The 12740-nt window shown below is 65.1% G+C and carries 8 protein-coding genes; 1 reads left to right on the top strand and 7 read right to left on the bottom strand.

The genetic code is table 11. From position 1 onward, the window contains the following. The first annotated feature begins 339 nt into the window (after positions 1 to 339). Positions 340 to 1194 carry a hypothetical protein gene (locus tag FJ951_RS03370; RefSeq protein ID WP_140513611.1) on the top strand — a complete coding sequence of 285 codons (855 nt, stop codon included), beginning with the start codon at positions 340 to 342 and terminating at the stop codon, positions 1192 to 1194. Positions 1195 to 1382: 188 nt separating this feature from the next. Here the strand turns inward: FJ951_RS03370 and FJ951_RS03375 are convergent, their stop codons facing one another. From FJ951_RS03375 to FJ951_RS03405, 7 genes are all read right to left on the bottom strand, one after another. After that, a complete protein-coding gene (locus FJ951_RS03375; RefSeq protein WP_140513612.1) occupies positions 1383 to 2897 on the bottom strand; it encodes an aldehyde dehydrogenase family protein in 1515 nt (504 codons plus the stop codon). 172 nt (positions 2898 to 3069) lie between these two features. Continuing rightward, entirely contained in the window at positions 3070 to 4332 is a 1263-nt protein-coding gene (locus FJ951_RS03380; RefSeq protein ID WP_140496183.1) for an RNA polymerase sigma factor, read from the bottom strand. After that, positions 4329 to 4703, bottom strand: a complete 375-nt coding sequence (locus tag FJ951_RS03385; protein ID WP_140513613.1) for a YciI family protein — start codon at positions 4701 to 4703, stop codon at positions 4329 to 4331. Before FJ951_RS03385 ends, FJ951_RS03380 begins: the two co-directional genes overlap by 4 nt. An 84-nt stretch (positions 4704 to 4787) precedes the next feature. Further along, entirely contained in the window at positions 4788 to 5891 is a 1104-nt protein-coding gene (locus FJ951_RS03390) for a DNA topoisomerase IB (RefSeq protein WP_140513614.1), read from the bottom strand. 130 nt (positions 5892 to 6021) lie between these two features. Next, complete coding sequence (locus FJ951_RS03395; protein ID WP_140513615.1) at positions 6022 to 6906, bottom strand: transglutaminase family protein; 885 nt, start codon at positions 6904 to 6906, stop codon at positions 6022 to 6024. Positions 6907 to 6920: 14 nt separating this feature from the next. Next, the gene (locus FJ951_RS03400) at positions 6921 to 9332 is read right to left on the bottom strand and encodes a circularly permuted type 2 ATP-grasp protein (RefSeq protein WP_140513616.1); all 2412 of its coding nucleotides are present in this window, start codon (positions 9330 to 9332) and stop codon (positions 6921 to 6923) included. Between the two features lie 6 nt (positions 9333 to 9338). Continuing rightward, positions 9339 to 12698, bottom strand: a complete 3360-nt coding sequence (locus FJ951_RS03405) for a transglutaminase family protein (RefSeq protein ID WP_140513617.1) — start codon at positions 12696 to 12698, stop codon at positions 9339 to 9341. Positions 12699 to 12740 lie beyond the last annotated feature (42 nt).

Consider the following 12740-nt stretch of genomic DNA (forward strand, 5'->3'; position numbering starts at 1 on the left):
CGGCGGACCCCGCGTCAGCCCATCATAGCCGGGCGGCAGGACGACAACCGCGGCTAGCTGCGGTTGTCCAAGATCGCTGAACGCGCCGTGCTTGCCCGTGTGGGGTTGCCGCCGACGTCTCGCCGCCATCATTGGCTACAGAACTGGACTTTAGTCCGAGCCGTCTCATCTGGACACAAATGCGCAAGGCTGAAAATGTCTAAATGCGTGTCGCCCAAGAGTGACCTCGGTTTTGGGAGAACGACGTGCACTAAAGAAGCCAAAAGCGCGTCGCATGAATCCGCTTCGACGCGACCCGCTCTTGGAGCGCAGTAAGCTTGGCCAACCAGAAGGAGGCGGATGCTGGACATCGAGGACATAGCCGCTCATCCGGATCTGCACCGCCACGTCCAGGAGCAGTCGCTGGCGCTGATCCACATCTACGAAGCCAGCCCGCGGCTTGCTTCCATATTCGCCACGCAGCAGCGCTGGCTGATGGGCCATGTCGGCCTTGCCATGCATTTCAGGCGCGACCCGGGCGACCGTCGCACCGCGTTGACGGTGTCGCGCTTCATCGAGTTCGTGCATCAGCACAAGGTCGCCAGCCGCAACACCGCCGACGCTTTCATCAAGGAGATGTTGAATTACCGCATCGCCGAATACGTAGCGGGCGGAGACGGGCGCACCCACCCGTTGCAGCCGACAGCGGACACGGTGCGGACATTCACCGGATGGGTGCACGCACATCTACGGACCCTTGACCGACTCGACGGCGCGGACCGGCTGGCGAAATACCTGGAGCGGCCCGATATGCTCGCCGCCCTGCAGCCCCTCGTGGCCGATGGCCTGCTTTCGTCCAAACCGGTGCGCGAACCCAACCAGACTTTTTCCCTGTTCATCTGGCTCAACAATGGCGGCATCGTCATGGACCGGCTCATGTCCGGCATCGACCCCGACCATGCCGGCCTAGATCGGATTCCGACCAGCGTGGTCTCGGTGGCGGAATTCGCCAGTTGGCTCAAACTGTCGCGCACCCACCTCGCCCGAAAACTACGCGATGCCGAGGCGCTCGGCAGCATCGGCTGGCTGGGCCAGCGCGGCAATTCCGTGATGTGGGTCTCGCACCGCTTCTTTCAGGAATACATGACCGTCCAGGCCGCCAAGCTGGCCATCGTGGATGCCGCCTTCGCAGCATGCTTTTCCACCGACCACTGAGAGACTCGCCGCTGCCCAGGCTATGAAGGCGGTCCGTGCCGCTGCGTATCCTTCGAAACAAAAAAACCGCCTCGGCGGCGGGACGTCAGCACCATATGAAGAATGACAGCATAACTGCCCTCAGCAGTGAACCTCAGGCCGCAGAACGGCCCGGGTGCGCAAGGTCACCCGAGCCGGAACCCGCAATGTCACTCGATGTCGAAGGAGACACCCTGGGCGAGCGGCAGCGCCTTGGAATAGTTCACCGTGTTGGTGGCGCGGCGCATATAGGCTTTCCACGCATCGGAGCCGCTCTCGCGGCCGCCCCCGGTTTCCTTTTCACCACCGAAGGCGCCGCCGATCTCGGCGCCCGACGTGCCGATATTGACATTGGCGATGCCGCAGTCCGAGCCGTCGACGCCGAGAAAGCGCTCGGACTCCTGCAGGTCGCGGGTGAAGATCGACGACGACAGCCCCGCTCCCACCGCATTGTGCTCGTCAAGCACGGCGTCGAAATCGGAATACTTCATCACATAGAGGATCGGCGCGAACGTCTCTTCGGTCACCGGCGACACTTGGCTGGGCATTTCGACCAGCGCCGGATGCACGTAGTAGGCGTCCGGATGGCCATTCTCGACCCGCGTGCCGCCGGTCACCTTGCCGCCGTGGGCGGACGCTTCCTGCAGCGCCTTCTGCATGGCTTCGTAGGCTGCCTTGTCGATCAGCGGCCCAACGAGGGCCGACGTCTCCAGCGGATTGCCGACAGAAACGCTCTGATAGGCCTTCTTCAGCCGCGGTACCAAGGCGTCGTAGACGCTGTCATGCACGAACAGGCGCCTCAGCGTCGTGCAGCGCTGGCCCGCCGTGCCCATCGCGCCAAAGGCAATCGCGCGCAACGCCATGTCGAGATCGGCGGTCGGGCAGACGATGCCGGCATTGTTGCCGCCGAGCTCCAGCACCGCGCGTGCAAAGCGCTTGGCCAGGCGCGGGCCGACGTCGCGGCCCATGCGGGTCGAGCCGGTGGCGGAGACCAGCGGCACCTTGGGATGATCGACCAGAATCTCGCCGACGGCGCGGTCGCCGATCAGCACCGACGCGAGCCCTTCCGGCGCATCAGTGCCGAAGCGCTTGACGGCGCGCTTGAAGATCGCCTCGCAGGCCAGCGCCGTCAGCGGCGTTTTTTCGGAAGGCTTCCATACCACCGCATCGCCGCAGACCAGCGCCAGCGCCGCATTCCACGACCACACCGCGACCGGGAAGTTGAAGGCGGAGATGACGCCGACCACGCCGAGCGGATGCCAGGTTTCCATCATGCGGTGTCCTGGACGCTCGGTCGCGATGGTCAGCCCGTACAATTGCCTGGAAAGACCGACGGCGAAGTCGCAGATGTCGATCATCTCCTGCACTTCGCCGAGCCCTTCCGAGGGGATCTTGCCGACCTCGATCGACACCAGCCGGCCAAGTTCGGCCTTGTGCGCGCGCAATTCCTCGCCGAGCAGCCGCACCAGCTCGCCGCGCTTCGGGCCCGGTACCAGCCGCCAGGCCTGGAACGCCTTGTGCGCGGCATCGATGGTCCTGGCCGCATCGGCCTGTGAGATCGTGCTCAACGCCGCGATCTGCTCGCCCGTCACCGGGCTGCGCACGATCAGGTCGCCGCCGGCAAGCGTCTCCTTGGCAACACCCAGTTTCGCCAGCAGCTCGGCGGTTTCCTTCGCTATCGTCATGTCTGTCCCTTTCAGATCCCGCCATTCATGTGGCGTGGTCAAAGCATTTGCGCCGTGCGTTCCCTGTGCGGTCAGGCGCAGGGAGGCGCTGTCTTGGCGTGCCAATAGCGGTTTCAGGAAAAAATCGCCACCCCGGCATGGTCCAAGCCCGGGCCAGACCATTGAACCAGGGTCAGCTTGCGGTGCGCGCTGCGCTGTCCTTCATCAGCCGGTCGATATGCATGCGTATATGGGCCGCTTCCGCCGCGGTGTTGGCAAGCGCGATGGCGCGATCGAAGGCGACCCGCGCCTCCTCGCCCCGGTCGAGTTGCATCAAAAGCCCGCCCTTGAGGCCGAAGAAGTGGAAATAGCCGGAAAGCCTCTGCTCCAGCGGCTCAATCATGGCGAGCGCGGCCTCCGGGCCACGCACCTTGGAGACCGCAACCGCACGGTTGAGGGTGACGACAGGCGACGGCTGCATCTGTTCGAGCAGGCCGTAGAGCAGGTCGATCTCCACCCAGTCCGTGTCCTCGGCCTTTTCAGCCCGCGCATGCAGCGCGGCAATCGCCGCCTGCACCTGGTAAGGGCCGGGCTTTCGGTGGCGCAGCGCCTTGTCGACCAGCGCCAGCCCCTCATCGATCATCTTGCGGCTCCACAGGCTGCGGTCCTGATCCTCGAGCAGAACGATCTCTCCGTCCGCATCGAAGCGGGCCGGTGCGCGCGCATGCTGGAGAAGCAGCAGCGCCGTCAGCCCCATGATCTCCGGCTCGGTCTGAAACAGCCTGAGCAGCAGCCGGGCCAGCCGGATCGCCTCCTCGCACAGCGGCGCGCGGGCCGGCGCCTCGCCGCTGTTGGTCGAATAGCCCTCGTTGAAGATCAGGTAGACCATGGCCGCGACCGCGGCGAGCCGCTCCGAGCGCTCCACCGCGCCCGGTGTCTCGAACGGCACGCCGGCGTCGGCAATACGTGCCTTGGCGCGGGTGATGCGCTGCTCCATGGCGCTTTCGCCAACCAGGAAGGCGCGCGCGATCTGCTTGACCGTAAGGCCGGAGACAATGCGCAGCGCCACCGCGATCTGCTGCGTTGCCGGCAGGTCGGGATGGCAGCAGATGAACAGCAGTCGCAATATGTCGTCGCGGTAGTGCGCGCCATCGAGCCGCTCGGCGATGTCGCTCTCTGCGTCCTCGAGATCAGATATCTGGTCCTCTTCCGGCATCGGCGCCTGCTTGGCGCGCTTGCGCACCGCGTCGATGCCGCTGTTGCGTCCGACGAAGATCAGCCAGGCCGCCGGATCGCGCGGCGGACCGTTCTGCGGCCAGTTCTTCAGCGCCCTGAGGCAAGCGTCCTGGAAAGCTTCCTCCGCCGTATCGAGGTCGCGGAAATAGCGCAGCAGCGCACCCATCGCCTGCGGGCGGGCGGCGCTGATCGCTGAGCTGATCCAGGCAAGTTCGGTCATACGGCGGCCCTAGTGGGATTGAAGATGGATACCGGCCGGATTTCGTAGGAGCCGCCGCTCGGATTGACCTCGGAAAGTTCGCGCGCGAACTCCACCGCCTCGTCGAGATCGGCGCATTCGAGCGTGTAGAAGCCGAGGAACTGTTCCTTGGTCTCGGCGAACGGCCCGTCGATGACGATCGATTCGCCCTTGACCTTCCTCAGCGTCGTCGCCGCCGTCGTCGGCAAAAGCCGCGCCACCGGGCCAAGCCGGCCGGCGTCCGCGTATTTCTGCTGGACATCGAGAATGTTGGCCATGACCTTGTCGTCCTGTTCCTTGCTCCAGGAGCAGACGACGTCTTCGGAAGCATAGCACAAGATCGCGTAGAGCATGGTTTGTCCTCTTCTGTGTCAAAGGACGAAACACTAGGACCGATCCCGACACGGCGTCGATAAAAAAATCGAGGCGCTGCGGATTCAGCGGCCGCTGGTTGCCGCGGGTCCGCTTTCGTGCGTCTTCAGCCATCGCAGCACGAGCGCTTCCTCGTCATCGAGACCGTCTATCGATCCTTTGCGCTTGTTGGCTTCCGCCATTTCGGCAAGCAGCCGTCCCTGCAGCCATGCTTCGAAGACTTGCGGATGGATATAGCATTGGCGGCAGACGGCGCGCGTGTTGCCCAGCCGCTCGGCGACCCTGTCGATGACGCTGTTCATCGCCCGTTTCTGCTGTGCCTGGCTGTCGGGCAGCACCGTTTGCGCAAATAGCGACGCGGCGTGGATGGTGCCGCCCCATGTACGGAAATGTTTCGAGCTGAATGCATCCCCGATGGCCTCGCGGATGTAGCGGTTGACGTCCTCGGAGCGCACCGGGTGTCTGTTGCCGTCCTCGTCGAGATACTGGAACAGCTTTTGGCCCGGCAGATCCTGCGCGCCGCGCACGATTCGCGCGATGCGGCGATCGACCAGCTTCAATTTCCATTCCTTGCCCGATTTGCCCTTGAAGGCGAACCGCAGGCTCGATCCCTTGATGTCGACATGGCGGTCCCGCAGCGTCGTCAGGCCGAAGCTCTTGTTGTCGCGGGCGTAAGCGGCGTTGCCGACTCGGATCATGGTGTTGTCGAGCAGCCAGACGATCGCGGCGACGACGCGTTCGAGCGGCAGGCCATGGCGGCGCAGGTCGCTGTCCATCCTACGCCGAAGCTCCGGCAGGCTTTCGGCGAAAGCGACAAGGCTCGAATATTTGGCGCTGTCGCGTTCCTCGGCCCAACGCGGATGGTAGCGATATTGCTTGCGCCCGCGCTGATCCCTGCCGGTTGCCTGGATATGGCCGTCCGCCTCGGGCGAGATCCACACATCCGTCCAGGCCGGCGGGATAACGATCGCCTCGATGCGCGCTCGGGTGGCATCCGAGACCGGCCTTCCGTCAGGTCCCCTGTAGGAAAATCCCTTGCCCGCTTTCAGTCGGCGGATACCGGGCTCGGTATCGCTGACATAGATCAGTGCGGCATCCTCGGCAGAGATCTGAGCGCCGTTCTTTGGTGCGGCCTCGCCGTCGATAGTCAATCCGGATTTCTGCAGCATGCTGGCCCCACGGAAACACCCGTAGATAAGCCTCTGGGCCGAGCACTGGTTCCATTCCTGTCCGAAAAGTCGGCGGCCACCCACGCCGGGGCGGAACCCTGCAAGGCGCTTTGCGCAAGCAGGCCGGACGTCAGGTCTTCTCCAGCACCACCGGAATAACATCGACGGCTTGCTCTCCGACCTGTCCGCCGGTGGTCTTGAGAACGCCGACGATCGGCGCGACATCCGAATAGTCACGGCCATAGCCGACGGTGATGTGATCGTTGGAGGCCCGCATGCCGTTGGTCGGGTCGAACTCCTGCCAGCCGGCATCGCGCCCGCACCACACCTTGACCCATGCATGCATGGCGTCGGCGCCCTCCAGCCTGGCCTTGCCCTTGGGCGGAATGGTGCGCAGGAAGCCGCTGACATAGCCGGCCGGTATGCCAAGCCCGCGCAGGCCGGCGATCATGATATGCGAGAAATCCTGGCACACCCCGCGCTTCAGCCGGAATGCGTCGCCAGCCAGGGTCCGCACGGTTGTCGCCTCGCCATCATAGGTGAAATCGCGGTGGATGCGATTGCAGAGGTTCATCGCCGTACCGGCGGCCGAGCCGCCGACGCTATCGCGCGCATAGGCGGTGATCGCCGCATTGATGCCGGCGTGACCGCTGGGGGCCAGGAAATGGTGCGGTGTATCCGGTGCCAGCGAGCGCACGGCGGCGAGCTCCTGACGCAGCCGGCTAAGGTCGGGCGACACGTCGAGCCCGGGCTCGGGCCGCGACACCGCCACGCGCGCGCTCATCCTGATGTCGAGTGCGTCATGCGCGTCGCGGAAGGCGATCGAGGTGACGTTGTTGCCGAAGAAATCGGAAAAATCCGAGCGTTCGTTGGGCGCCGGCGCGAAGGATAGCGACGCAGCGACGACGCGCTGCACGCCCTCGATGGTCGGCGGCAGTACGCGCACCTGGTGACGGCCGCCGCCGGCGACGGCGGCGTAATCGTAGTGAAGGTGAAGCCTGATGTCGTAGAGCATGCCGGAGCGCCGCCTTACCCGAAATAGGCCTTGGCGAGGCTGCTGTAGAGCCCGCCTATCTCGCCGGCGAGATCGTTCAGCGCCTTCACACTCATGTCCGCTGGCTCCTTGATGGCGATGGCTGTGTTGAGCTGCAGGATCTCCTTGGCCGCAGGCGACATGTGCCCTTCGCCGCCGATCGCCGGCAGCAGTCCGATCTCGGCCTTCAGCCGTTCGAGCTGGAACAGGATGGAACGCGGATTGAGCGGATCGAGCGCAAGAAGGTCGATCACCGTGCGGCGGCCGGCTTGCACAGGGTACTGCCGCCGGTGCGTCATGACGCTGTCGCCGATCTCCAGCATCATGTCGAGCGAGCCGTCCGGCGCCTTGTCACTGGTCAGCCGGGCGAGCGTGCTGGCGATCTGTATGCCGCGCTCCAGCCGCCGGCCGATCTCAAGGAAGCGCCAGCCCGCAAAGCGGTACATGTTCTCGTGCAGCAGGCCGGAAAAACCGGCGAGCTTGCGCAGGATGACGGTCATGGCCCGTGTCGCATCATCCCCCGGCGCCACCGTCGTCGCGAACTGATGGATGGTCTTCGACAGGTCCTTGAGGGCCAGCCAGCCATCCGGCGAGAAACGGTCGCGGATCTGGCCGGCGCTGTAGACGGCGCTGTCCAGCGTGCCGATCAGCCCCGATGGGATCGCTGTTTCGACATCGATGCCGAACGGTTCGAGATGATCCCTGATGTCGGCCAGCAACGGCATATCCGGGTCGGAGGTTTCGGCGAGCCGCACATGATAGGCGCGCAGGATGCGCACGGTGTCTTCCGAGCGTTCGATGTAGCGGCCCAGCCAGGTCAGGTTTTCCGCTGCGCGGCTGGGCAGGCTGCCCGGCCTGGTGCGGCTGAAGCTGTCACCCTCTTGTGGCAGCAGCGTCTCGCGCTCCACCGGCCGGTCGCTGACCACCCATACGTCGGCCGCCTGGCCGCCGCGCTGCATGGCGATTGCCGTCGGATCGAGCGACAGGCCGACGCGGGCGAACCCGCCCGGCATCACCGTCCAGCCCTCGGGCGTGCGCGCCAGGTAGACACGCAGGCTCGCCGGCCGCGGCTCCAGCCATCCGCCCACATAGACGGGCGTCGTCGAAAGCGTCACCGCTTCCTGGCCGACGAAAGCGTCGCCGTCGCGCTCGATGCGCGCCACCAGGTCGGCCCGCTCCCCGGCCGACAGCGCCGCGCCGAGCTTGGTCTGGTCGTCGTCCTCGAAGGCCAGCCTCGTCGACAGCGCCGGCCCAATCACCATGCGGTCGATATTGGCGAGCACATGCGCTCGGTCGGATGCCTGACCGCACCACCATGTCGCGACGGTGGGCAGCTTGAGTTCTTCGCCCCGCAATTCGCGCGCGATCTTGGGCAGGAAGGCAAGTAGCGCGCGCGTTTCCATCAGGCCCGAGCCGAGCGCATTGACGGTGGACACGCTGCCTTGCCGGATCGCCTCGATCAGGCCCGGCGTACCGATCTGCGACTCCGAGCGCAGTTCCAACGGATCGGCGAACGCCGCGTCCAGCCGTCGCCACAGCACGCTGATCGGCATCAGCCCGGAAACGGTGCGCACCATCAGCCGGCCCCCGGAAACGGTCAGGTCCTCGCCTTCGAGCAGCATGATGCCGAGATAGCGGGCGATATAGGCGTGTTCGTAATAGGTTTCGTTGAGCGGTCCAGGCGTCAGAATGGCGACGCGGCCGTCGGCTTCCCTGGCCATGCCGATCAGCGCATCGCGAAAGCGCCGGAAGAAGCCGGCGAGGCGATGCACATGCATCTCGCCATAGATGTCCGACAGCGCGCGGGTCGTGGCGACGCGGTTCTCCAGAGCGAAACCGGCGCCGGATGGTGCCTGAGTACGGTCGCCCAACACCCACCAGCGGCCGTCCGGCCCGCGGCCGAGTTCGAAGGCGCAGAAATGCAGGAAATGGCCGTCGGCCGGACGAGTGCCAACCACGGGCCGGAAATATTCGGGGCTCGCCGCGATCAGTCCGGCCGGCAGGATGCCCTTCTCGACCAGCCGGTTCGGCCCGTATATATCGGCGATGATCTCCTCGAACAGCTCGGCGCGCTGCACCAGGCCGGCGCTGATCGCTGCCCACTCGGCGTCCTCGATGAGCACCGGGACATGCGCCAGCGGCCATTCGCGCTCGTTGGCGCCGGCCTTGTCGTAGACGCGGTAATAGACGCCGGCGTCGCGCAGATACTGGTCGGCACGGGCAAAACGCTGGGCGAGTTCTTCGGCGCCGAGATCGTCGAGCGCCTCGATGAAATGCTTCCAGGCCGGACGGGGATTGCCCGAAGCGTCGACCATCTCGTCGACGACGCCGTCGATCGGCTGGTAGTGCTCCAGCAGGCGATGGATCTGCGCCTTGCCGCGTACCCGCTTGTGATTCCCCTTTGCCATGTCAGATCAGAATCTTGGTGGACGCCGAAGGTCAAGCGTCATGGGGAAATCTTCCGTGGGTTGTTCCTCGCGCAACACATAGGCCGACGGCGTGTGGCCGCGCGCTTCGAAGCGGGCGAGCCGGCGCGCTTCCGCCTCGTTGCCGTTGACCGGAAAAGTGTCGTAGCTGCGCCCGCCCGGATGCGCGACATGATAGACGCAGCCGCCAACCGCCCGACCCGACCAACGGTCGTAGATATCGAACACCAGCGGCGTATTGACCGGCAGTGCCGGATGCAGGCCCGAAGCGGGCTGCCACGCCTTGAAGCGCACGCCCGCCACCGCGACCTCCCTGTTGTCGGCAACCTTCATCGGCACGATGCGGCCGTTGCAGACGACGGCATGGCGCTCCGGATTGAGACCTTCGGTCTTGACCTGCAACCTTTCGACCGAGGAATCGACGAAGCGCACGGTGCCGCCGATGGCCCCCTGCTCGCCCATGACATGCCACGGCTCCAGGGCCTGCCGCAGTTCCAGCTTGACGCCCGCATATTGGACCTCGCCGCAGAAGGGAAAGCGGAACTCGAGCTGCGCGTCGAACCATTCGGGGCGGAACGTGAAACCGTTGAGCTTGAGGTCGTCGAGAACGTCGAGAAAATCCGCCCAGACATGATGCGGCAGCATGAAGCGGTCGTGCAGCGACGTGCCCCAGCGCACGAAACGGCCGTCGAGCGGGTTCTTCCAGGCACGGGCGATGATCGCCCTGACCAGCAGTTGCTGCGCCAGGCTCATGCGCGCATTGGGTGGCATCTCGAAGCCGCGGAATTCCACCAGGCCCAGCCGTCCGGTCGGTCCATCAGGCGAAAACAGCTTGTCGATGCAGATTTCCGAGCGATGCGTGTTCCCTGTGACGTCGGTCAAAAGGTTGCGGAACAGCCGGTCGACCAGCCATGGCAAAGGCAGGCTGCCCTGGTCCGGACGCGGCACCTGCGCCATGGCGATTTCAAGCTCGTAGAGCGAATCGTGGCGCGCCTCGTCGAAGCGCGGCGCCTGGCTGGTCGGGCCGATGAACAGGCCGGAGAAGAGATAAGACAGCGAGGGATGCCGCTGCCATTGCAGCACTAGGCTCTTCAAAAGATCGGGGCGGCGCAGAAACGGGCTGTCATTGGGGGTCGCGCCGCCGACCACAACATGGTTGCCGCCGCCGGTGCCGGTGTGGCGGCCGTCGATCATGAATTGATCCGCGCCAAGCCGCGTTTGCCGCGCCTCCTCGTAGATCGCCGTGGTCGTCGCCACGCAATCCTGCCAGTTGGCAGCCGGGTGGATGTTGACCTCGATGACGCCAGGGTCCGGCGCGACGCGGATGACGTTGAGGCGCGGATCATGCGGCGGGCCGTAGCCCTCGATGTGCACTGGCAACCTGATCGCCTTGGCCGCGTTCTCGGCTGCTGCCACCAGCTCAAGATAATCCTCCAGCGCCTCGACCGGCGGCATGAACACGCAGAGCCGTCCCTCGCGCGGCTCGACCGAAAGCGCGGTACGCACCGCGCCGCCGATCTCGGTGATCTCCTGCTCGACCCGGTCCTGCTGGGCGGTCGCGGCCGTGAACGATGCCGCCTGCTGGCGGCGTGCCATTTCATCGGCGCCCTGAGGATCGGCCGGAGCCGCCATGGGCAAGATCGCCTCCCGCACGGGCAGCGCACCGCGCGGCTGCGACGGATCGACCGGAACGATGTAGGGAAACTGCTCCGGCGGCACGTGAGGCAGCGTGCCGAGCGGCAGGCGGTAGCCGACCGGTGAATCGCCCGGCACCAGGAACAGCCGCCCGCGCCGCGTCGTCCATTTTTCCGAGCGCCAGCGCTGGCCCGACGCCTGGCTGTTCCAGCGCTGCACCGGCAGCACATAGCCCGACGGCTTGGTCAGCCCGCGTTCGAACACCGTCGCCATGCGGCTGCGCTCTTCGGGATCCTCCAGCTTCGAATTGGACGGATCGACATTCTCCGGCAGCTTGCCTTCCTTGAGCAGCCACTCGGCCGGATCCTCATAGGCTTCGCTGACCATGGACGTTTCGATGCCGAGCTCGCCGGCGATCGCGGTCAGCAGGCTCTCGGCCTGCTTCGGACCGATATCGGCTTCGCTTTTCTCCCGCGCGATCAGCGACGGGTCGCTCCACACCGGCTGGCCGTCGGTGCGCCAGTAGAGCGAAAAGGTCCAGCGCGGTAAGCTTTCGCCGGGGTACCATTTGCCTTGGCCATAATGGAGGAAGCCGCCAGGCGCGAAGCGCTCGCGCAGCCTCCGGATCAGCGCATCGGCCTTTTCGCGTTTTGTCGGGCCGACGGCGGCGGTGTTCCACTCGGCGGACTCGAAATCGTCGATCGACACGAAGGTCGGCTCGCCGCCCATGGTCAGCCGTACATCCCCGTCCGCCAGCGCCGCATCGACCTTGTTGCCGAGCGCATCAAGCGCATGCCAGCTTTCATCCGAGAACGGCTTGGTGATGCGCGGATGCTCCGCGATGCGGTCGACCCGCATGTCGAAGCCGAACTCGACATTGGCAAAGCTCGCCATGCCGGAAATGGGCGCTGCATTGCGAAAATGCGGGGTGGCGGCAAGCGGTACATGGCTCTCGCCGGTAAGCAGGCCCGAAGTCGGGTCGAAACCGATCCAGCCAGCGCCGGGAAGATAGACCTCGCACCAGGCGTGCAGGTCAGTGAAATCCACGGATGTACCGGCCGGCCCATCGAGCGCGACGAGGTCGGGCTTGAGCTGGATCAGATAGCCCGAGACAAAGCGCGCGGCGATGCCTAGATTGCGCAGGATCTGCACCAGCAGCCAGCTCGAATCGCGGCACGACCCTTTGGCGGCCGCCAGCGTTTCCTCCGGCGAGAACACGCCGGTCTCCATGCGCACGATATAGGCGATTTCGCGCTGCAGCCGGGCATTGAGGTCGACGAGAAAATTGACCGTGTTTTTCGGGCTGGTATCGATGGTTTTCAGGAACGCCGACAGCAGCGGGCCTGCCGGTTCCGGTGTGCGATAGATGGCGAGGTCGTTGCGTGTCTCTTCCGGATACTCGAACGGGAAATTTTCCGCCGTCTCCTCCACGAAGAAATCGAACGGGTTGTAGACCGTCATGTCGGCGACGAGGTCGACCTCGATCTTGAGTTCGCTCACCGGGTCGGGAAAGACGAAACGGGCGAGGAAATTGCCGTAGGGGTCCTGCTGGAGATTGACGAAGTGGTTCGCCGGCTCGACCTTCAACGAATGGCTGAGCACTTTGGTGCGCGAATGTGGCGCCGGCTGGAGCCTGATCACCTGGGGACCAAGAACCACCGGCCGGTCGTATTTGTAATGGGTCAGGTGATAGACGGCGGCCAGAATTGCCATGGAGCCCCGGAAGATCGGCGTTTAGCTGGCCGAACCCTGACA

Source organism: Mesorhizobium sp. B2-2-3 (genome assembly GCF_006442405.1).
Lineage (GTDB): Bacteria > Pseudomonadota > Alphaproteobacteria > Rhizobiales > Rhizobiaceae > Mesorhizobium.

Coding starts and splice junctions, on each gene's coding strand:
- FJ951_RS03385 (WP_140513613.1), bottom strand. CDS start 4,703: ATGCTCTACGCGATCTTGTGCTATGCTTCCGAAGACGTCGTCTGCTCC.
- FJ951_RS03405 (WP_140513617.1), bottom strand. CDS start 12,698: ATGGCAATTCTGGCCGCCGTCTATCACCTGACCCATTACAAATACGAC.
- FJ951_RS03390 (WP_140513614.1), bottom strand. CDS start 5,891: ATGCTGCAGAAATCCGGATTGACTATCGACGGCGAGGCCGCACCAAAG.
- FJ951_RS03395 (WP_140513615.1), bottom strand. CDS start 6,906: ATGCTCTACGACATCAGGCTTCACCTTCACTACGATTACGCCGCCGTC.
- FJ951_RS03400 (WP_140513616.1), bottom strand. CDS start 9,332: ATGGCAAAGGGGAATCACAAGCGGGTACGCGGCAAGGCGCAGATCCAT.
- FJ951_RS03380 (WP_140496183.1), bottom strand. CDS start 4,332: ATGACCGAACTTGCCTGGATCAGCTCAGCGATCAGCGCCGCCCGCCCG.
- FJ951_RS03375 (WP_140513612.1), bottom strand. CDS start 2,897: ATGACGATAGCGAAGGAAACCGCCGAGCTGCTGGCGAAACTGGGTGTT.
- FJ951_RS03370 (WP_140513611.1), top strand. CDS start 340: ATGCTGGACATCGAGGACATAGCCGCTCATCCGGATCTGCACCGCCAC.